This is a genomic window from Salipiger sp. H15 (assembly GCF_040409955.1).
Lineage (GTDB): Bacteria > Pseudomonadota > Alphaproteobacteria > Rhodobacterales > Rhodobacteraceae > Salipiger.
The window spans coordinates 54482-73183 of the sequence record NZ_CP123387.1; the positions used below are offsets into that span (position 1 = coordinate 54482).

An 18702-nucleotide genomic window follows, 5' to 3' on the forward strand; every position below is an offset into this window, starting at 1 on the left:
TCCCGAGAGACCCCCAACCTGATGCCTGAATCGCTTCAACGCCCCGCCCTCGCCCGCACCCGGATTGCCACCGGTGCGCTCCTCTTTGTCCTGCTTGTCGTCTCTGCTGCCTGGTTCTCGGCGATCGCGCTTCGCTTCGGGATCGACGCGATCGACGTGCTTCGGGAATTCGGGATCGAAGACGGCCTGGAGATACTTCGGGGTGACCTGCAGGACATGGTGCTTGCGGGAACCGAGACCGGCATCGGCGAGGCCTTTGCAGGAAATGACGTCTTCCGCTTCGCGATGCTCACCCTGGCCGGTTTCGATGCCACGATCCTTTTCCTTTCGGTCTTTGTCGCCAGTTGGCTGGCGCTGGCCTGGGCATCCTTCCGGCTGATCGGTCGCGGCCTGCTGGAGCTGACACCGGAACTCGATCCGGTGGACGTACCCAGGGCCTTTTCCGAACCCACCGCCGTCGCCAGGCAGCTGCGCAACCGCGAAATGAAGGTCAACAATCTGACGAAGACCGAACGGCTGATGCTCGGACGCTACGGCCCCTACCTTCCCGAGGAGCTGCTTTCGCTCGCAAGGTCCCTGTCGCGCCCCGCCAGCCAGATCCTCGGACAGGTCGGACGCATGCTGTTCTTCGGGGCGCTGACGATTTCGGTGATCCAGGGAATGCTGGTCTTTGCGGGGGCGCAACTGGCGATCCCCTTGCCGCCCGTCGACACGCTGCTGCGCGCACTGTCCTTCCAGGCCGTGGGCCCGCTTGCCTTCTGGACCGCCGTGGCCGCCGTCTTTGCCGCCCTCGTCACGGCGCTCGATTTCAAGTTCCTGCGCGCCATCCTTCCGAGCCGCCAGCCCGAGGCGCAGCTGACGACCGAACCCCTGCGCGACCTGTCGTGGAACGGCACCCCGCCACAGCTGATCACCGCAATCGAAACGGACTTCCAGGCAGAGGCGGCGGCGCACGTGCTGCGCATGACCGTCCTGAAGGGGAACGATGTCTCCCGCACCAACTTCACCGACCAGAGCGACTTCCAGATCGAGTTGCTGATCGAGGCACCCTGCCGGCCCAATCCCGCCTATTTCGCGCGGAGCATGCAGCGGCGCGCCATGATCGGCTATGCCCTGCATTTCGCCGCCGCCGCTCTCCTGCTGCTGGTGCTGTGCCCAAGCCCGCTGCGCGATCTGTTCGCCGGGCGGCCGGTGGAGGCTGTGGCATTCCTTTCCGCCACGGTGCACATGGTGCTGGTGATCGCACTGTCGCGCCGGATCGCCCGCACCGGCTCGCGCTATCTGGAAGAGGCTGAAAGGTTCCTTGATGAAACCTGGTTCGACGCACCCCTGGCCCTGGTCACGCTGAGCGGCACCGTCAACACGCAGCGCGTCATGACCGGAAAGTCCCTCACGGATTCGACGGGCACCGAAACAAGCCAGCAGGAGATGCGTTTCAACGCCGCGATCTACACCGCCACGGCCGCATCCTTCGCCCCGGACATCGATGGGTCGAGGAAACTGTGGTCCTTTGCACCCGATGCGGCAAGCGAGGCGCTCGGCACCTTTATCGCCACGACCCTGCTGCGCGAGGGGGACGTCTCTGTCCTGAAGACCGCCCGGCGCACCCTGCGCGACACCGAGGATGCCCAGGACATGGTGACCGACCGCCGCAGGCTGCGTGAGCAGTCGGCGCTGCCGGTGCCTCTTCAGCAGATCGACGAGCCGATCTGATCCACCTAGGAGCCCTACCAGGCCGCTGAAAAAGCTCTGAGGAGCGCGCCTCTCGCCTCGCTCGCCAGACCCCGGTGCGCCGCCTTTTCACCAGATCGACGAGACAGCCTGAAAATTGACGCGCTTTCGCATCGAAAAGGCGGCATTCGGAGTTTTGCAGCACCCTTTTAAGGTTCGACCTCGAACACTCCTGGAAAGAAATGCGGCACATGCGCTTCGAGCCCGGAAGGATTGTGCAACTGCGGCAAACTCGGGCCGCTCCGCGTCAGGAGAGACCCAGATCCCGGGCTTTCAGGGCCGCCTCGACGCGGTTTCTCACCTGCAGCTTCTGCAGGATGTTGGTCATGTAGTGCTTGATCGTCTTCTCCTGCAGGTCGAGCGCCCGGGCGATCTCCTTGTTGCTCTGGCCGAGCGCGACGTGGCGCAGGATCTCGGCCTCGCGCTCCGACAGGTCCTCCACCTCCTGCGGCAGGGACGTCTTGCGCCGGTCCTGCAGGGCGGCGAGCACGCGCCCCGCCAGCGCCGGAGGCACGTAGGAGGCGCCGTCCGCCACCCCCAGCAGGATGCCGGTCAGCTCGTCCGCCACCACCCCCTTCAGCACGTAGCCCCGCGCGCCCGCCTTCAGCGCGGCGAGCAGGTCGTCGTCGGCCTCCGAGGCGGTCAGCATGACGATGGCGACCGCCGGGAAGCGGCTCGCGATGGCGCTCGCCGCGGCCAGACCCGAGCCCGGCATGGAGATGTCGAGCAGCACGACGTCGGGCATGTGGGCCTCGACCGCGGCGATGGCCTCGTCGGCGGTGCCCGCCTGCGCGACAACGGCGAAGCCGCCGTGTTCCTGCAGCGTCAGGACGACACCGCCGCGGAAGAGCGGATGATCGTCCGCCACGACGATATGGACCTTGCCCGTCATGCCTGCGCCTCCGCGGGCAGGGTCATGGTCAGCTGCGTGCCGCCCTGCGGGCCGCTCTCGACGGCGAAGCTGCCGCCGATGCTCTCGACCCTTTCGTGCAGGCCCGAGAGCCCGAGCCCGGAGATCCCGCGCAGGGCGGGATCGAAGCCGGGGCCGTCGTCCCGGACGCGGATCACCATCTGGCCCGCCGCGCTTTCGGCGGTGACCTCGACCCGCGCGCCGGGGGCATGGCGGAAGGCATTCATCAGCCCTTCCTGCACGAAGCGGTAGATGCAGATCAGGAAGGGGTGCGGCGTCGGCGCCGCCAGCGGGCCCTTGCGCTCGAACAGCCGCTCGACCTGCGCGCCGGAGCGCCGCTCGTGTGCCCGGACGGCCAGATCCAGCGTCTCGGCCACCGAACGGCCATCGAGTTCCGGCAGCGTGAGCCCGCTGCAGAGGTCGCGCACGTCGCGCAGCGCCTCGTCGAGGCAGTCGCGCAGCTGGCGGGCCTCCGGGTCGTCCGAGGTGACCCCGGCCCGCCGCATCAGCGCGTCGAGCCTCAGCGAGGCCAGCGCGAGCGCCTGCGCCGGGCCGTCGTGCAGCTCGGCGCTGACCCGGCGCATGTAACGTTCATTCGTGGCGCTCACCCGCTGCGAGGCGCCCTGCACGCGGGTCCGGAGCGCCTCGTTCTGCGTCGAGATGCGCGCCAGTTCCTCGAGCTGCAGCGTCAGCCGCCGGGTCTGGTCGGCGATGGTCCGGCTGCCGGCGCGGACGATGCCGAAGAGCGCGAGGAAGGTCATGCCGGTGACCAGGGCGACCACGGCCCAGGCACGGGCATGGGCGGTGCGCAGGTCGTGCTCCAGCTCGCTGGCGTCGAGGTAGAACTCCGCGACGGCGATGATCTGGCCGGTCACGATCGAGTGGATCGGGTTGTAGACCTCGAGCAGCGGCACGCCGCTCTGCAGCTCGCGCTGGCTCTCGGCCTCCTCGAGCTCGTCGAAAGAGGCGTTGAGCTGGCCGTTCCAGGCCTCGATCAGCTCCTCGCTCGGCGGGAAGCGCTGGCCGATCAGGTCGGCGTCGCTGCTGAAGGCGAGCAGCCCGCCGGGCCGCCAGATCTTCACCGAGATCACCCGGTCCGAGAGCGGCGGCTGGGTCAGCAGCGCGGTCATCCGCTCGATGGTCTGCGGCGAGAGCGACTCCGCGCTCGCGAGTTCCTGCGACATGGGGGCGATGAAGCTTTCCATGTAGACGGCGCTGGAGATCGCCGAGTTGCGCACGACGCCGGCCTTGATGCTGCCGCTGACGATGGAGCCGATGACGGCCATGCCGACCAGCGTGACCACGCTGCCCGCCATCGCGAAACGGTGGTGCAGCGGCAGGCCGGCCAGCCGCCTGCGCAGCGCTGCGAGCGCGCCCTTTCCACGGGCCGGAGCGAAGTCTGCCTGCGTCGTCGTCACGAGCGGTCATCCCAGTTGCGATGGTTCATCAGGCGATCACGGGCGCCCGAATGCAAGCCTCATCGGACCAAGGTCCGAAACCTGTCCCGCCGGAGGTCGGGCGCGCCGGTCCCCGAGGTCCGGCAGTCCGCGGCAGGGGTCCGGCCCCGGTCGCCATCTGCGGCCCGCGGGTGCCAGATGGGGGCGGCCAGGCATCGGTGCCTGTGCCAGTCGGAGGACCCAATCGATGATCAAGTTCCTGAGATGCGGCCTTGCCGCCGCCGTGCTGAGCACCGCCGCCATCCCCCTTGCCCCGGCCGCGGGACAGGCCGCCCCGCAACTGCTGAAGGCGGGCTTCGACCTTCCCCTGATCAAGGGCGCGACGCTCCTCCTTGTCCGCAAGGGCAGGGGCGCCGACGATGGCGCCGGGCATGATGCGGGCGACGACAAGGGCGGCCGGAAAGCCGGCAAGGGCCGTGGCGCGGACGATGCGCAAGGCGACGACCGCGGCGGCCGGATGGGTGGCAAGGGCCGAGGCGCAGATGACGCGCCCGGTGATGATAGAGGTGGCAAGGGCGGGAAAGGCCGCGGCCGCGATGACGGTCCCAACCACACGTGACGTCCACCCGGGCCAAGGTCTCGTCCGCCTTTGAATTTCTTGCGGCGGACGAGCCTCGCCAAACAAAGGCGCACTCTGCGCTGGAATGAATCCGCCGTCACGCCCAGTGGTGCGTTTACACCTTAGAAGTGCGGGCAGATAATGGTGACCGCGTCACTGGGTCACCCAGCCCCGAGCCTGCGTCGAGTGCAGCACGGCAGAGTCCGAGCGAACTTGGCTTGCGCTTGTGGCGTTGGGTTCATCCCTTTGCGCGCCACAGGCCGGTCATCAATCCAAGGCGTTCTTGTAGATCACGCCATCCTTCATGATCAGTGCGAAATTCGCCTCCGGATCCGCAAGGAGATCAAGGTCCTCGAGCGGAGTCCCGTTCACAAGAAGGAGGTCGGCATATGCGCCCTCCCCGATGACGCCGAGCTTGCCCGGATAGGGAGTGCGCGGACCGGACAAGGCGATGAGCTCTCCCGCGCGCGACGTCACCTGCACGAGGATCTCGAATGGCGTGAACCAGATCCCGCGGTCTACGGCATACCTCATCGTCTCCTCTTCGATCATCTGACCGTGCTCGATCACCTTGACCCCGGCATCGATGGCGCGACGAACCGCCTCGCTGTTGTAGGCGTGGGCACCGACGTAGGTGTTCCAGTCCGCGGCTGCCTGGACCGCGGCTTGCATTTCCTTGGGGGTCATCTGCTTGGAGTCGATCGGGTCAACGGGCACGTTGGCATCCTCGATGACCGCCTCGTTGACCCCGTCGAACACGTGCACGTTCGTGAAGAGAGTCTTTGAAGTGCCGTCCTGTGCGAGAGCGGGTGCAGCGCAAAGCGCAAGTACAGCTGCTGTCAGAAGGTCCCTCGTCTCGTTCCCCCCACGTGCCGAACGGGATGAAGATAGATGGCGCCGTGTTGGCCTGCGTTGATCGGCGTCACCTTACTCCACGTGGACGGCTCAACTCCGACCTGCGGCAAGAATGTCTTTGCACCGCTGGCCCATGGCAGTTGCCTCGCTATCCCCGCCGCTCCAGAAACGAAATGTCCTCCTCGTCCGCGCAAAGGTGGCCAGACGCTGCGCCGCCGCAAGTCCGCTCGGAGGCCATTCCTGTCCGTATCATGCGGCGTATGCGGAATTTTTGGATGCGCCTGAATTGGCCCTATATCCACATCACCCGATGAAACGCGAAGGAGGCTCCTGCATGGCCACCACCGGAAAACAGCTGTTCACCACCCTCGAGGCCGACGGCACACTGACCGTCGCTCTTGAGGACGTTTCATTTGCCGACCCCACCCGCAACCAGGTGCTCGTGCGGATGGAAGCCGCGCCGATCAACCCGTCGGACCTCGCCATTCTCGTCGGCGGCGCCGACATGGAGAACGCGGAGTATACGCCCGGCAAGTTCGTGGCCCGGATGCCCGAGACGGTGAATGCCGCGTCGAAGGCGCGGCACGGTCTGAAACTGCCCGCTGGCAATGAAGGCGCCGGCACGGTCATCGCCGCCGGCGACAGCGACGCCGCGCAGGCGCTGATGGGGCAGCGCGTCTCCTGCGTCCCGGGCAACGCCTACAGCCAATACTGCCTCGCCGATGCGGACATGTGCCTTCCGCTGGGCGAGCATTCCGCCGAAGAGGGCGCCAGCGCCTTCATCAATCCGATGACCGCGCTCGGCTTCGTGGAGACTGCCAGGGCCGATGGTCAGGATGCCATCCTGCACACCGTTGGCGCCTCGAACCTCGGCCAGATGCTGACACGCATCTGCGCAGAGGACGGCATCGGGCTGGTGAACATCGTGCGAAAGACCGATCAGGTGGAACTGCTGAAGGGGCTCGGCGCCGAGCATGTGGTCAACTCCTCCGAAGAGGATTTCATGGACAAGCTGGCCGACGCCATTCGTGCGACAGGCGCCTTCTACGGCTTCGATCCCGTGGGGGGCGGCATGCTGGTCGATACCGCATTCCGGGCGATGGAGCGGGTCGCAAGGGAGCAGATGGCCGAGTATTCACGCTACGGATCGAACCAGCCGAAACGCATGTTCATCTACGGCCGCCTCGACACCAGCCCCACCATCCTGACACCCAGCTACGGGTTCGGCTGGACCCTGTCGGGCTGGCTGCTGTTCCCGTTCCTGCAGTCGGCCGGGCAGGAAACCGTGGCCCGGATGCGTCAGCGCGTGCGTGACAACCTCACCAGCACCTTTGCCAGCAGCTACAAGTCTCGGGTCACGCTGGAGGACATGCTCACCAAAGACGCCGTGCTGGACTACCGCGCAATGCGCACGGGCGAGAAATATCTCGTCACGCCCTGGGCCTGATCCGCAGGCCAGAGCGGTGCCGCCCGTCGCTGGGCGGCGCCGCAGGTGGGCTCAGAAGCTCGAGAACCTTCTTCGCCGCAGCGCTTGATGAAGCAGGGTTCTGCCCGGTTACCAGCCGGCCATCGGCCACGGCATGAGCCTGCCAGTCGCCGACACTCTCGAACTCTGCCCCGAGCTTACGCAGCTTGGTTTCCGGCAGGAACGGCACCACGTAGACCAGCCCCACGGCCTATGTCTCGCTGACGGTGAAACCCGCCAAGCGTCGCCAGCGTGACCTCGTCGCCCGCGTCAAGGAAGGCTTAATACGGGCTTTCAAGTACTTCGTACCAGACGCCAGTGGGATTGCCGGCCTCGCCAAGGACATCGGCCGCGGTGGACAGCATCAGACTACGTGCCGGTTTCAGGTCTCGCTGCGCTGTCTCGGAACGTCCCGCGAGGGTCTCTGCAGGAGCATCCCCGGCCTGATATGGGGCGAATTCCCAGATCGAGAAATTGATGCGCAGCATGTCCGGTATCGACAAGCTGGACACATGACCCAGGACAGTTGCGAGGAACTGCAAGCAGGGTCGGACGCATAGCCTTTCTCCGTCACGTAGGGTCTCTGACAAGCCGGCCGCTGATCTACCGCGCCACCTCCACTTCCGCCAAAGCGGCCACCAGGCGATGCAGGAACTTCCGGGGATATCGATCCGTCTTCGCGAAGCCCTCGACGGTGAAGCCGGGATCCACGTCGAGAAGCCCGCGCATCGCAATCGCTGCGGCATCAGGCTCGCCGAGTTTGACATGCGCCACTGCGAGGTAGGCGTAGGGCACGCTGAATGCGGGGTTTGCCTGGATGGTCAGGCGCGCATAGGCCGCCGCCTCCTCGAAGCGCCCGGCAAACAGTCCGGCGACCGCCAGTGCGCAGAACGGATGGTATCGGAGCGGGTCGTCGAGCGGGCTCAACCGCAGCGCCTTCCGGGCATGTTCGACCGCCCGTTCGTCGCGCCCGCAATGCGCGGCCGCCATGGCGCTTAACCCGTAGACGAGCGCCGAACTCGCGTTGATCGCCAGCGCCCGGTCGAACACGGCCAGCGCCGCGTCGTAGTCCCCGGTCAGCATGCTGCGAACGAAGGCGCCGAAGCTCATGGCCTGCGGATCGTCGGCGTTTACCCCGAGCACCACGTCGGAGTGCGCCAGTGCCGCGGCGCGGTCCGCGGGATCGAGCCCGCCGCGGAAATAGCGCTGCTCGTGAAGCCATGCGGCATACCCGTGCGCCGGCAAGAACCCGGGATCGAGCGCGAGAGCGTCCTGAAGGAGCCGAAGCGCCTCGTCCGTGCCGCCGGCCTTGTTGGTGAGTACCAGTGGCACAGCCCTCAGATAGAGATCGTAGGCGTCGAGCCGGCCGGGTGCCTTGCGCCTCGCCCGGTCGATTTCCGCCCGGCGAAGCGACGGTTCGAGCACGCCGACGAGTCGCTCCGTCAGCTCGTCCTGCAGTTCGAACACATCCTCGACCGTCCCTTCAAACCGACCCGCCCAGATTTCGACCGCGCTGCCGCCGTCGATCAGGTGTGCGTTGATCCGCAGCTTCCGGCCCACCCGTCGCACGCTGCCGTCGAGCAGGTACCGCACGCCAAGCTCGGACGCGATCCGCCGAAGGTCGATGGACTGGCCGCGATAGGCGAAAGAGGAATTGCGGGCGATGACGAAAAGCCCCGGCAGCCGCGAAAGCCCGGTAATCACCTCCTCGGCCAGCCCGTCGACGAAGGAACTCTCGACCTCGCCTGCCATTGCGAAGGGCAGCACCGCGATCGAGGAGCGGCCCGGCGCCGTCGCGCGGTCTTCCGGCAGGTTCAGCCGATAGCCGCGCCGCGAGACGGTCTGCAACAGGCTCCGGTCGTGGTCGGCGAGGGCCTGGCGGATCGCGTGGATGCACTGCACCAGGCTGTCGTCGGTCACCGCCGCCCCGCGCCAGACCGCTTCGTGCAACTCGGCCTTGCTCACCAGCCGGTTGGCGTTGGAGATGAGGTAGCGCAACGCGGCGAATGACTGTGGCCGCATCAGCGAGGCGCCACCGTCGGGCCGACGAACCAGATCGCCTTCGAGATCCACCTCGAAGCCGTTCAGGACAACCTTGCGCGGCAACGACGCGTGCATCCCGAAGTCCCCGACAGAACCGCTCCTCGCTTCGAAGTTTAGCATGCACTGCGACGCGTTCGCCGAAATTTCGTCGAACGATCGGGACGCGCTCGTCACTTGCGGCCGTATGCGCCCTATTCTCGGCGGGAGTTCACGGCGCGAGGTGAGAAAATGAACCGGCCATGTCTTTCCGGGATCACCGTCGCAATGGCGCTCGCGGTCGGAACCTGCGCGTATGCCGAGGGTTTCGAAACGCGGGTCATGCAAGCGATGATCCGGGATATCGAATTCATCACACAAAATTCTTCGCTCGAATACGCCGGACAGGATCTGCCTGGCGTCACGGTCGTGTCCGCAGACGCCCTTCAGCAGCTGTTCCGTTCATCGGAGACCCATGTCTCGGCGAAGCAAGACGACAATTCCCCCGCACGTGTATCCGCCCTTTACGACCGCTTCGCGAACAGGATCTTTCTCGACGACATGAACGCAGTCGCCGGGCCCGCCATGCTCCACGAACTGGTTCACTATCTCCAGGCCATCAACGACAAGGAAGACATGTTCGTCTCTCACATCGTCTGCCTGGAGGCCGAAGCCTACGACGTGCAGGCAATCTGGCAGACCGAGAATGAGATCGATCTTGCGTCGAGGCCCCAGTACGGCTTCGTCACGACGCTGTTCGGGATCTGCAACGATGCCGACTTCTCGTGGATGGATGGCGCCTACGGACGTTGAAAAGGAGGCGTCAGGCTGACCTCAGCGGAAGTGCCTGAACAGCCCGCCGGCGATATCGGCGATGTCGAAGACCCGCGCATAGAGGTGTTCGCGCGCCGCGAAGGGAGCGGTATCCGACCCTGTCATGTCCCGCTCCACGGCGGTGACCAACCGGCGCAGACGTGCCTGATGGACACCGAGCCGGGTCTGGACGGGATCGGCCAGGATGCCCGCAAAGGCCGTGACGACGGCCGCCGTGACGATCAGCATCAGGGCGACCGTGACAATGGCCAGGGGCGAGGCGCCGACTGGGAAGGCGCCGTACCAGAGGCCGCCCAGTCCACGCCCGAGCGGGAAGTTCCCGATCGCGGCGTCCATGGCGTAGGTATCGGCCAGCGCAGGCGCCAGGGACAGCATGCCCGGCGTCAGGCGATGAAACAGCCAGGCCCCGAAGCAGATTGTCAGCAGCGCCGTGGTCATTTCGGCCACGGCCGACCGGGTGCCGGTGTAGGTCTTTATGGTCGCGGCGGCGCGTTCTGCCCGCCTGCGCGTCTCTTCCTCGCTGAGGGACGCGTCATCGCGAAGCGGAGGAGCCTCGGCGACGCGATCGGCAATGGAGCGCCCCGGACCGCCCGTCAGGGCAAAGACATGCTCGAGAAGCCCCTCCTCCACCGCGCGAGCCGTGCGCGTGGGCAGGATCAGGTGGATGCGCCCCAGAAGGCCTGAAGCGCGTCTCAGGCGCACCACCCGCATCAGGAGCGCGATGAGGCGGAGGACCGCATGCAGGGGCGCCAGGACGACGTTGAGCGGGGCACAGAGGATATCAAGGCCCAGGGCCCTGCGATGCAGACGGGCCGAGCCCGCGAAGGAGAAGGTCGACGCGACATGACCATCGATGCGCGCCCGCGCCTCGGCAAAGTAGTCCTCGGGCTCGGAAGGCCGGGTCGCACCGCGCTGCATTGTCGTCCTTTCACCGGACCGAGCCCCCTGCCCGCCCCGTTCGCAGATAAGACGCCCGCGGCCCGCTTCCAAGCGATGAGCAAGACGTCATGCGCCAAGAGGGCCCATCGCGGGCACATCAAACCGCCGACCAGGCTATGTCATCGCTTTCCCTGTCTCACAACCCGGAGGGATGTCAGTCGCCCCTGCCGTGCTTGTTGACTACAATCTCGTGGAGGCGGCCCGGCTCTTCGGGCTCGCCGAGGAGATCCGCGTGCATCGGCGGCGCCTGCTCGACGGCGCACCGACCTACCTATCGCGCAGGGAGTCCCCCGGCGCGCTTCCCGAACTTCGAAGACGACCAAGCGCCATCTTGCGCTTGCATACCCTCAGGGCTTTGATTTTCCGCCGCGACTTCGATCGCCGAGACCGGCCCCGAGCGGTTCAACCATGATCTCCTCGCCTCTGTCAGCGGCTGCTCAACGCGGTCTTCCGGTGGCACGCGCCCTGCCAAATTTTCGGGAATGGTCGCGCGTTGAAGCCCCGGAGGACAGGAGGCAAGACATGCCCTGCAGCGACATTCCCGGACCACACGCCGTCACCTCGATCTGCGGCGATCCGGGGTACACCCTCGATTTCCCCGCCGGCTGCCTTGGCCAGAGGCTGGTAAAGAAGAAGGTGACTTTCGAGGGCCCCGACACCCATCACCTCTGCTACGGCGACGCGGTGGGCACCTCCAACACGCTGATGACCTTCTTTCCCTTCACCCATACCGGCCCCGTCCGCGCCGGGCCGGGCATGGCCAGCGCAGTGGCCTCCTCGGCTTTCGAAGGCTGGATGGACCGGCGGGCGCTGGCGGCGGTCTGCGCGGTTCAGAACCTCGCTCGCCGCCCGTGCGGAAGGCCTCGGGATCGGCTGGGGCTCGATCTATCGGCCCGACGACCTGCGCTACCTGTTTCGCACCCCGGACCACGTTGAAATCGCTCGCTATCTCTGCGCGGTCTGCGTCGATGATCTCTACCCGAAGCCAGAGCCCGAGGTTCGTGGCTGGCGCTTGAAAGCGTGATCCACGACGAAGCTTGGCCTGCGACGGTCCTCCCAGGCGGCGCCTTCTACACGCCGTGAGAGTGCTGGGCGTACAGGCGCCTAGTCCGCGATGGGCTCCGGCAGCGTGAACAGGCCGACGAAGCGCGCTGCCAGCGCGGGGTCGCCGCGGATCACGACGCCCACCGCCTCGGGCGGCGCAGCGCCGTAGAACACGGCGGCGAGCGCGGCTCCGCTGCCCGCTTCGAAGCGCAGGTCCGGATCCTCGGTCTCGCCGCGCGCGACTGGCAGCGCCCCGTCCCCCAGCCGCGCGGTAAAGCGTGTGAGCCCGATCGCGAACACCGCGGTCACCGCAACTCCGCCTGCGGACCCGGCATCGAACATGGTGCGCAGCGACAGCATGAAGGAAACCGGTGACAGCGGGAGGGTCGGATCATGCAGCGGCGAGGCGGCGGCCCAGCGGCCCAGCTCCTGGATGATCGGCTCGGCCGCGTACCCCCAGCGCGTCAGACCATAAAGCTGCGCCGGGGCGGGCTCGGGCGCCATCTCGCGCCGCAGCACGCCGCTGGCCTCGAGCCCCGCGAGCCGCTCGGTCAGCACCTTGGCGCTGATCCCCGGCAGGCTTGCGCGCAGGTCCGAGAAGCGTCGCGGCCCGAACATGAGCTCGCGCACGATCAGCAGTGCCCAGCGTTCGCCCAGGGTCTCGAGCCCGAAGGCGGTGCCGCAGGCATCGGCGTACCAGCGACCATGGGGGCTTTTCCGCTCATTGGTTTCTTTTTGTAACGTCATGGTTGCCAATTGTAACTACTAGATCCTAGCCTGTCCACATCGGACTCAGCTCAGGAGGAATCCAGATGTCACAGATGATCTTCATCAACCTGCCCGTCGCCGACCTCGATCGCGCCATGCGGTTCTACGAGGCGATCGGGTTCCGCAACGATCCGCGGTTCACCAACGACAAGGCCGCGGCGATGACCCTGTCCGAGGCGATCCACGTGATGCTGCTCACCCATGACTTCTGGGCAACCTTCACCGACAGGCGGCGCGTCGACGCCCGAACTGAGGCGCAGGTGCTGCTCTGCATCAGCCGCGACAGCGCCGAGGCGGTCGATGCCATCACCGAGGCCGCGGGCGAGGCAGGCGGCACGCTCGACCCCACCCCGAAGCAGGATCACGGGTTCATGTACGGGCGCAGCTTCGCCGATCCCGACGGGCACATCTGGGAGCCGATGTGGATGAGCGCCGAGGCCGCCGCCGAGGGCCCGGCCGCCATGTCCGAGGCGGGCTGACCGCCAGGGCGCAGGGCGGACCACTCGGCCCTGCCCGCGCCACCGCACCACCTCCCCTTCACCGAAAGGAGCGCAGAGATGCCCAACCATCATGGCGATTTCATCTGGTACGAGCTGATGAGCCGCGAGCCGGACGCCTCCGAGGCCTTCTACGCCGGGCTGCTCGGCTGGTCCTTCGAGCCCGCCGGCTCCGGTGGCGGGATGGACTACCGTGTCTTCTCCAGGGGTGGACCGCAGGCCGGCGGACTGCTCGGCCTGCCCGCCGAGGCCTGCGAGGCCGGGGCGCAGACCATGTGGGCCGGCTATATCGGGGTCGACGACGTCGATGCATCGGTGCAGGACATGGTGCGGCACGGCGGCCGCGTGATCATGGAGCCGGTGACCATGGAGGGCGTCGGTCGCATGGCGCTGCTGCACGACCCGCAGGGCGCCCCGATCTACCTCATGCACGGCGCCTCGGACGAGGCAAGCCAGGCCTTCGCGCAGGATGCCCCGCGCGAGGGCCATTGCGCCTGGAACGAGCTGCGCACCACGGACCCCGCCGCGGCGCTCGAGGTCTACGCGGACTGCTTCGGCTGGGAGAAGGCCGACAGCATGGACATGGGCCCGGTCGGCTCCTACGACATGCTGCGCAACCCGCCCCACGACTCCCTCCTCGGCGCGATGATGCCCTCCGGCGACATGCCGTCGCAGTGGCTGTTCTACTTCCGCGTCGCCGACATCGACAAGGCCGCAGCATACATTGTGGCGAATGGCGGCGAGATGCTGATGGGCCCTCAGGACATCCCGGGCGGCGAGTTCATCCTCAATGCCCGCGACCCGCAGGGCGCCGTTCTCGCTCTCATCGGCAAAAGAACTTCGTAGGCCGTCGCCACAGGGCGGAGAGCCGGTGCGGGGGCCGCCGAAAGGCCTGGTCCTCTATCTCCCCGTGCGTGCCTGCCCGAGTTGGTTCGGTGATCGACAGTTGTGGCACAGGGCCGCAAGGTTGCTCGCGCAACCGGACATCGGCCCGGACGGAAGCACGAAGGGCAGTCCCCGGCGCGCGCCTACGGAGTGGATCGCGGGCAGTACCGCCTTCGGAAAGCGTTGGCAGGGGGTGCCCCGCCAACGCGCCCGCGCGCTTACCGGGCGTTGTCCATGTCGTGCAGCATCGAGACCCGGCGGCGGAAATCCTCGTCGGTCGAGAATTCGGCGGTCAGGAAGGCGTCGATAAGGTCGAGCGCCAGCCAGGGCCCGACGATCTGCGCCCCGATGCAGAGCACGTTGACGTCGTCATGCTCGACGCATTGATGCGCCGAATGAACGTCATGGCCGACCGCGGCGCGGATGCCCTTGACCTTGTTGGCGGCGATCGAGGCGCCGACGCCGGTGCCGCAGACCAGAAGGCCGCGCTCGGCCGAGCCGTCGTTGACCGCGCGGGTCACCGCCTGCGCGATCTCGGGGAAGTCGACCGGCTTGTCGTCGTGGGAGCCGACGTCGCTGACCTCGTGGCCGAGGCGCTTGAGGTGTTCGACGACGGTGGCCTTGAGCGGGAAGCCCGCGTGATCGGAGCCAATGACAAGACGCATTGTGGGAACCTTTCGAGGTTGGGTTTAGCGAAGCAGTTTCGGCAGGGCGAGCACGAGCCCGTCGGCGAAGGTGATGATCGCCAGCGTGAGCAGCAGCGGCACGTAGAACGGCAGCAGGGCCTTCAGCAGCTGGCGCAGCGTGACCTTGGCGATCGACGAGACGAGGAACAGCGACAGGCCCATCGGCGGCGTCAGCAGCCCCAGCATCAGGTTGAAGATGACCACGATGCCAAGGTGCACCGGGTCGATCCCCGCCATCACCATCGGCGGCGCGATCACCGGCACCACCAGCAGCGTCGCGGTGGTGGAATCGAGGAACATGCCCGCGATGAAGAAGATCAGGTTGGCGATCAGCAGCAACACGAAGGGATCGCTCGAGATGGTCAGGATCAGCTTCGAGAAGTCCTGCGGGATCTGCTCGACCGCGAGGATCCAGCCGAAGAGCGAGGCCGCCGCGACGATGATCAGGATCGCGCTGGTGTTGCGCAGCGTGGTCAGCATGGCGTTCCAGAGATGGTCGAGCGTCAGCTCGCGGTAAACCAGCCCGCTGATGAGGATCACGTAGACCGCGGTGACCGCCGCCGCCTCGGTCGGGGTGAAGAGCCCCAGCAACATGCCCGAGATCATCAGCACCGGAGCCAGCAGCGCCGGCAGCGCGGGTAGCAGGCTCTCGCCCACCTCGCGCGGGCTCGCCCAGCGGTCGGCGCGCGGCATGTCCTTGCGGATGGCGATGATCGCCGCGGTCACCATCAGCAGCACGATGCAGATCAGCGCGGGCACGATGCCGGCGATCAGCAGCTGGATGATCGACACGCTGGTGACCGAGCCGTAGACGATGAGCGGGATGCTGGGCGGGAAGATCGGCCCGACCACCGCCGAGCTCGCGGTCACCGCGGCGGCGAAGGGCGCATCGAAGCCGCGGCGCTTCATCGCCTCGATCTCGATCTTGCCGAGCCCCCCGACATCGGCCAGCGCCGCGCCCGACATGCCCGAGAAGATCAGGCTCGAGAAGATGTTGACCTGAGCCAGCCCGCCCGGGATGCGGCCCACCAGCGTGTCGGCGAAGCGGAAGATCCGGTCGGTCACCCCGGCAAGGTTCATCAGGTTGCCGACGAAGATGAAGAGCGGCACCGCGACCAGCGGGAAGCTGTCGAGCGCGTAGGTCACGCGCTGGGTCAGCAGGCCCAGCGGCAACCCCTCGAAGACCACGTAGAAGATCGCCGGCAGCAGGATCGAGTAGACCACCGGGAAGCCGAGCACGAAGAGCGCGAGGAAAAGAACGATCAGGATCAGGCCCATGTCAGAGGCTCACCGACTTGGCCGCGGGACGCTTGCGCAGCTGCAGTGCGTGGAAGATGCCCGCCCCGGCAAAGCCGACGAAACAGGCGCCGAGGAAGATCCAGAACGGGATCCCCAGCGTCGGCGTCGCGTTTTTCAGGTTGTCCGAGATGTTCGTCGCCGTCACCACCGCGATCAGCGCGCAGGCGCCGAAGGAGAGCAGCGTGATGGCAATTCCGAGCCAGCGCTGCACCCGCTCGGGCAGCGCCGCGCGCAGCTCTCCCATCACGATGTTCTCGTCCGAGCGCACCACCAGCGGGTAGGCCACGAAGACGGTGCAGATGAGCAGGAAGCGCGTGAGCTCCTCGGCCCCCACGATGGCGGAGCCGAAGACGTCGCGCATGATGACCTGCAGGAAGGGCAGCGCGATCAGCGCCGCAAGCATGGCCACGCACAGAAGGCGGAGGATCTTGATCATGGACCGGGGAACTCCGGGGTCTTGAGGTCGGAAAAAGCGCGGCGTGGACGCGCCCTGCGCCCACGCCGCGGCGGATCACTTCATCGACATGATCTGCTGGATGTACGGCCCGAAGTCCGGGAAATCGGTGTTGATCTGCGCCAGCACCTTCTCGCGGAAGGCGGCGAGATCGAGCCCGGTCTCCTCGGTGGTGAAGGTCATGCCATTGCCCTTCAGCTCCTCGACCAGCGCCTGCTCGGATTCCTGCGCCCAGTGCAGCGACTCCATCGCCTTGTCGTCGAGCACCTTGGTGATCGCGGCGCGGTTCTCCTCGGTCAGCCCCTGCCAGGCCTTCTCGTTGACGAAGACCGCGAGCACCGACTGCATGTGCCCGGTCATCGCCACGTGGCTCTGCACCTCGTAGAGCTTGTTGGCCGAGATCATCGTCAGCGGGTTCTCCTGCCCGACGACCATGCCGGTCATCAGCGCGGTCGGCAGCTCAGACACTTCGACCGGCGTCGGGGTCGCGCCGAAGCCCTTGACCATCGACACCCACAGATCGAGCGGCACGGCCCGGAAGGGCTTGCCCGCCATGTCGTCCGGCGACTTGATCTCGAAGTTCGACGAGATGTGCCGCGCGCCGCGGTAGATGCGCCCGATGATGCGCACCCCACCCTCCTCGATCAGCCGCGCGTTGATCTCCTGCAGCGCCTCGGACTTGGCCGGGTCGGTCTCGCGCATGGCGTGCTCGGCGTTCTCATAGACGAAGGGCGCGTTGAACACGGCGACCTCGGGCACGATGCGGGCCAGCGAGGCAAAGTCGTGGTGGCCCATCTGGATGGTGCCCATGCGCACCCCGTCGACCATCTCGGCGACGTTGCCGAGCTGGCTGGCCGGGAACACCTGCACCTTGACCTCGCCGCCGGTCTCCTCCTCGATCGCGGCAGCGGCCTCGGCGGCGAAACGGGTCTGGAAATCCCCCTCCGCGCCCACGTGGGCATAGCGCAGTTCAGCCGCCGCGGCCGGCAGCGCGCACAACCCGATTGTCGCGGCAGCCAGCAGCTGCCGAGCAGAAAAAGCGAACATGTTCTCCTCCCTTCGCTTGTCGTCTATGCTTTTCTGAGGCCTTTTCGATAGCTGTCGATCAGGCTCCTGCGACGCAACTCGTCGCCGATCGCGAAATGCTCCCGCAGCCGCTTGTCCGCGGCCTCCGGGTCCTTCGCGACGATCGAGAGGAACACCTCCCGATGTGCTTCCACGAGGTCTCCGACCACCGAGCGCTCGTGGTAGACCGTCTTGCGCCGCTGCACGTGGCTGCGCCGGAGCAGCTCCGACAGGGCGCCGTAAAGGGTGATGAGCGAGCTGCTGTGGCTCGCCGCGACGATCGAGCGGTGGAACATGAAATCCGCGCGCCCGCCTGCCTCGGGATCGTCCAGCGTGTCGATCAGCGAGCCGAACCATTGGCCGATGCGCGCGAGATCCACCTCATTCGCCCGCGTGCAGGCAAGCCGGATCGCCTGGCATTCGATGCCGATCCGCGCCTCCATCACGTCGTCGAGCATGTCCTGCTGCTGCGCGAGGCAGAAGGTGAAGAAGTCCGACACGGTCCCGAGGTTGGCCTGCCGCACGTAGGTGCCGCTGCCGTGGCGCACGTCGAGCATGCCGAGCATCGACAGCGAGCGGATCACCTCGCGCAGCAGCGGACGGCCCACCTCGAGCTCGCTGGCAAGGTCGCGCTCGGACTTCAGCCGGTCCCCGACGCGGAGCTCGCCCGACATCAGCGCATCCTTGAAATACGCGATGACGCGGTCCGTCCCCTTCTGCGGTTGAGGTGTGTCGACCTCGCTCATCCCTGCCGCCTCCTCCTGGCTGACCAAAGTGAACCTCTGGGCGGATCACTTGCCAACCAGTATCTGACATCGTGGCGAATTTCACCGAGGTGCTCGGATCAAATCTGGAAGGATTCCTTTTCAAAGCACTGAATTATATCACATTATTTTTGTTGCCCGCATCGCCTGCCTCGGCCAAAGAGGTCTTACCACTTAGCATGATTCCGAAGAACTCGGACGTCGACGCCAGTCGCGGAACGTGATCCATCACCTCCACCGTTGCGACGGAGGAGGCAATGCGTGGACCGGACGAGGCGACGCCATCCTGGCTATGCCAAATCCCAGCGGCGCCGGAAGAAGATCGAGGAACCTTTCGGCTGGGCCATGACCGTCGGCGGCATGGCGCAGACCCTGTCTCGCGGCATCGAGCGGGTGCGGGCCCGCTTCACGCTGGCAATGGCGGCCTGCAATCTGGCAAGGCTGCCGAAACCGCCTGCGACCTGATCCGGG

The 18702-nt window shown here is 66.6% G+C and carries 20 protein-coding genes and 1 pseudogene; 8 read left to right on the forward strand and 13 right to left on the reverse strand.

Annotated features, from left to right (window positions below):
- Nucleotides 1–21 precede the first annotated feature (21 nt).
- Nucleotides 22–1713 (forward strand): hypothetical protein, encoded by a 1692-nt coding sequence (locus PVT71_RS24805; RefSeq protein WP_353476174.1) that lies wholly within the window; start codon nt 22–24, stop codon nt 1711–1713.
- Nucleotides 1714–1978: 265 nt separating this feature from the next.
- Here PVT71_RS24805 and PVT71_RS24810 read toward each other — a convergent pair whose 3' ends face one another.
- Together PVT71_RS24810 and PVT71_RS24815 are read right to left on the reverse strand one after the other, a co-directional pair.
- A complete protein-coding gene (locus tag PVT71_RS24810; protein ID WP_353476175.1) occupies nt 1979–2623 on the reverse strand; it encodes a response regulator transcription factor in 645 nt (214 codons plus the stop codon).
- Complete coding sequence (locus PVT71_RS24815) at nt 2620–4059, reverse strand: sensor histidine kinase (protein WP_353476176.1); 1440 nt, start codon at nt 4057–4059, stop codon at nt 2620–2622. Before PVT71_RS24815 ends, PVT71_RS24810 begins: the two co-directional genes overlap by 4 nt.
- A gap of 226 nt (nt 4060–4285) precedes the next feature.
- Here PVT71_RS24815 and PVT71_RS24820 point away from each other — a divergent pair, with 226 nt between their 5' ends.
- Nucleotides 4286–4657: a hypothetical protein gene (locus tag PVT71_RS24820; RefSeq protein WP_353476177.1), complete on the forward strand. Its 372-nt coding sequence runs from the start codon at nt 4286–4288 to the stop codon at nt 4655–4657.
- 267 nt (nt 4658–4924) lie between these two features.
- Here PVT71_RS24820 and PVT71_RS24825 read toward each other — a convergent pair whose 3' ends face one another.
- Complete coding sequence (locus tag PVT71_RS24825) at nt 4925–5416, reverse strand: amidohydrolase family protein (RefSeq protein ID WP_353476178.1); 492 nt, start codon at nt 5414–5416, stop codon at nt 4925–4927.
- A 430-nt stretch (nt 5417–5846) separates the two neighbouring features.
- Here PVT71_RS24825 and PVT71_RS24830 point away from each other — a divergent pair, with 430 nt between their 5' ends.
- Nucleotides 5847–6959, forward strand: a complete 1113-nt coding sequence (locus PVT71_RS24830; RefSeq protein ID WP_353476179.1) for a zinc-binding dehydrogenase — start codon at nt 5847–5849, stop codon at nt 6957–6959.
- Here PVT71_RS24830 and PVT71_RS24835 read toward each other — a convergent pair.
- The 3 genes from PVT71_RS24835 to PVT71_RS24845 all read right to left on the reverse strand — a co-directional run bounded on the left by PVT71_RS24835 (nt 6943) and on the right by PVT71_RS24845 (nt 9095).
- Nucleotides 6943–7185, reverse strand: a complete 243-nt coding sequence (locus PVT71_RS24835) for a hypothetical protein (protein WP_353476180.1) — start codon at nt 7183–7185, stop codon at nt 6943–6945. The two genes, PVT71_RS24830 and PVT71_RS24835, sit on opposite strands and share 17 nt — an antisense overlap.
- A gap of 73 nt (nt 7186–7258) precedes the next feature.
- On the reverse strand, nt 7259–7465 hold the full coding sequence (locus PVT71_RS24840) for a hypothetical protein (protein WP_353476181.1): 207 nt from the start codon (nt 7463–7465) through the stop codon (nt 7259–7261).
- Between the two features lie 115 nt (nt 7466–7580).
- Nucleotides 7581–9095 carry a winged helix-turn-helix domain-containing protein gene (locus PVT71_RS24845; protein WP_353476182.1) on the reverse strand — a complete coding sequence of 505 codons (1515 nt, stop codon included), beginning with the start codon at nt 9093–9095 and terminating at the stop codon, nt 7581–7583.
- A 189-nt stretch (nt 9096–9284) separates the two neighbouring features.
- On the opposite strand from PVT71_RS24845, the gene PVT71_RS24850 reads away from it, so the two are divergent.
- Nucleotides 9285–9809, forward strand: coding sequence for a hypothetical protein (locus tag PVT71_RS24850; protein ID WP_353476183.1), 525 nt, complete (start codon nt 9285–9287; stop codon nt 9807–9809).
- A 21-nt stretch (nt 9810–9830) separates the two neighbouring features.
- Here PVT71_RS24850 and PVT71_RS24855 read toward each other — a convergent pair whose 3' ends face one another.
- Nucleotides 9831–10748 (reverse strand): DUF6635 family protein, encoded by a 918-nt coding sequence (locus PVT71_RS24855; RefSeq protein WP_353476184.1) that lies wholly within the window; start codon nt 10746–10748, stop codon nt 9831–9833.
- A gap of 543 nt (nt 10749–11291) precedes the next feature.
- On the opposite strand from PVT71_RS24855, the gene PVT71_RS24860 reads away from it, so the two are divergent.
- Entirely contained in the window at nt 11292–11705 is a 414-nt protein-coding gene (locus PVT71_RS24860) for a hypothetical protein (protein ID WP_353476185.1), read from the forward strand.
- A gap of 168 nt (nt 11706–11873) precedes the next feature.
- On the opposite strand, the gene PVT71_RS24865 is transcribed toward PVT71_RS24860, so the two are convergent.
- Nucleotides 11874–12560, reverse strand: coding sequence for a helix-turn-helix domain-containing protein (locus PVT71_RS24865; protein WP_353476186.1), 687 nt, complete (start codon nt 12558–12560; stop codon nt 11874–11876).
- A 65-nt stretch (nt 12561–12625) separates the two neighbouring features.
- Here PVT71_RS24865 and PVT71_RS24870 point away from each other — a divergent pair, with 65 nt between their 5' ends.
- Together PVT71_RS24870 and PVT71_RS24875 are read left to right on the forward strand one after the other, a co-directional pair.
- Entirely contained in the window at nt 12626–13060 is a 435-nt protein-coding gene (locus PVT71_RS24870; RefSeq protein ID WP_353476187.1) for a VOC family protein, read from the forward strand.
- A 78-nt stretch (nt 13061–13138) separates the two neighbouring features.
- Nucleotides 13139–13924, forward strand: a complete 786-nt coding sequence (locus PVT71_RS24875) for a VOC family protein (protein WP_353476188.1) — start codon at nt 13139–13141, stop codon at nt 13922–13924.
- 257 nt (nt 13925–14181) lie between these two features.
- Here the strand turns inward: PVT71_RS24875 and rpiB are convergent, their stop codons facing one another.
- The 5 genes from rpiB to PVT71_RS24900 all read right to left on the reverse strand — a co-directional run bounded on the left by rpiB (nt 14182) and on the right by PVT71_RS24900 (nt 18213).
- The gene (rpiB, locus tag PVT71_RS24880; RefSeq protein WP_353476189.1) at nt 14182–14628 is read right to left on the reverse strand and encodes a ribose 5-phosphate isomerase B; all 447 of its coding nucleotides are present in this window, start codon (nt 14626–14628) and stop codon (nt 14182–14184) included.
- Nucleotides 14629–14652: 24 nt separating this feature from the next.
- Entirely contained in the window at nt 14653–15927 is a 1275-nt protein-coding gene (locus PVT71_RS24885; protein ID WP_353476190.1) for a TRAP transporter large permease, read from the reverse strand.
- Between the two features lies 1 nt (nt 15928).
- Nucleotides 15929–16384: a TRAP transporter small permease gene (locus tag PVT71_RS24890; RefSeq protein WP_353476191.1), complete on the reverse strand. Its 456-nt coding sequence runs from the start codon at nt 16382–16384 to the stop codon at nt 15929–15931.
- Between the two features lie 75 nt (nt 16385–16459).
- Complete coding sequence (locus tag PVT71_RS24895) at nt 16460–17449, reverse strand: TRAP transporter substrate-binding protein (RefSeq protein ID WP_353476192.1); 990 nt, start codon at nt 17447–17449, stop codon at nt 16460–16462.
- Between the two features lie 23 nt (nt 17450–17472).
- Nucleotides 17473–18213: a FadR/GntR family transcriptional regulator gene (locus PVT71_RS24900; RefSeq protein ID WP_353476193.1), complete on the reverse strand. Its 741-nt coding sequence runs from the start codon at nt 18211–18213 to the stop codon at nt 17473–17475.
- 297 nt (nt 18214–18510) lie between these two features.
- On the opposite strand from PVT71_RS24900, the pseudogene PVT71_RS24905 reads away from it, so the two are divergent.
- Nucleotides 18511–18696 (forward strand): annotated as a pseudogene (locus PVT71_RS24905) (transposase); the annotation flags it as partial.
- Nucleotides 18697–18702 lie beyond the last annotated feature (6 nt).

Coding starts and splice junctions, on each gene's coding strand:
- PVT71_RS24805 (WP_353476174.1), top strand. CDS start 22: ATGCCTGAATCGCTTCAACGCCCCGCCCTCGCCCGCACCCGGATTGCC.
- PVT71_RS24810 (WP_353476175.1), bottom strand. CDS start 2,623: ATGACGGGCAAGGTCCATATCGTCGTGGCGGACGATCATCCGCTCTTC.
- PVT71_RS24820 (WP_353476177.1), top strand. CDS start 4,286: ATGATCAAGTTCCTGAGATGCGGCCTTGCCGCCGCCGTGCTGAGCACC.
- PVT71_RS24830 (WP_353476179.1), top strand. CDS start 5,847: ATGGCCACCACCGGAAAACAGCTGTTCACCACCCTCGAGGCCGACGGC.
- PVT71_RS24840 (WP_353476181.1), bottom strand. CDS start 7,465: ATGCTGCGCATCAATTTCTCGATCTGGGAATTCGCCCCATATCAGGCC.
- PVT71_RS24845 (WP_353476182.1), bottom strand. CDS start 9,095: ATGCACGCGTCGTTGCCGCGCAAGGTTGTCCTGAACGGCTTCGAGGTG.
- PVT71_RS24850 (WP_353476183.1), top strand. CDS start 9,285: ATGGCGCTCGCGGTCGGAACCTGCGCGTATGCCGAGGGTTTCGAAACG.
- PVT71_RS24855 (WP_353476184.1), bottom strand. CDS start 10,748: ATGCAGCGCGGTGCGACCCGGCCTTCCGAGCCCGAGGACTACTTTGCC.
- PVT71_RS24860 (WP_353476185.1), top strand. CDS start 11,292: ATGCCCTGCAGCGACATTCCCGGACCACACGCCGTCACCTCGATCTGC.
- PVT71_RS24865 (WP_353476186.1), bottom strand. CDS start 12,560: ATGACGTTACAAAAAGAAACCAATGAGCGGAAAAGCCCCCATGGTCGC.
- PVT71_RS24870 (WP_353476187.1), top strand. CDS start 12,626: ATGTCACAGATGATCTTCATCAACCTGCCCGTCGCCGACCTCGATCGC.
- PVT71_RS24875 (WP_353476188.1), top strand. CDS start 13,139: ATGCCCAACCATCATGGCGATTTCATCTGGTACGAGCTGATGAGCCGC.
- rpiB (WP_353476189.1), bottom strand. CDS start 14,628: ATGCGTCTTGTCATTGGCTCCGATCACGCGGGCTTCCCGCTCAAGGCC.
- PVT71_RS24885 (WP_353476190.1), bottom strand. CDS start 15,927: ATGGGCCTGATCCTGATCGTTCTTTTCCTCGCGCTCTTCGTGCTCGGC.
- PVT71_RS24890 (WP_353476191.1), bottom strand. CDS start 16,384: ATGATCAAGATCCTCCGCCTTCTGTGCGTGGCCATGCTTGCGGCGCTG.
- PVT71_RS24895 (WP_353476192.1), bottom strand. CDS start 17,449: ATGTTCGCTTTTTCTGCTCGGCAGCTGCTGGCTGCCGCGACAATCGGG.
- PVT71_RS24900 (WP_353476193.1), bottom strand. CDS start 18,213: ATGAGCGAGGTCGACACACCTCAACCGCAGAAGGGGACGGACCGCGTC.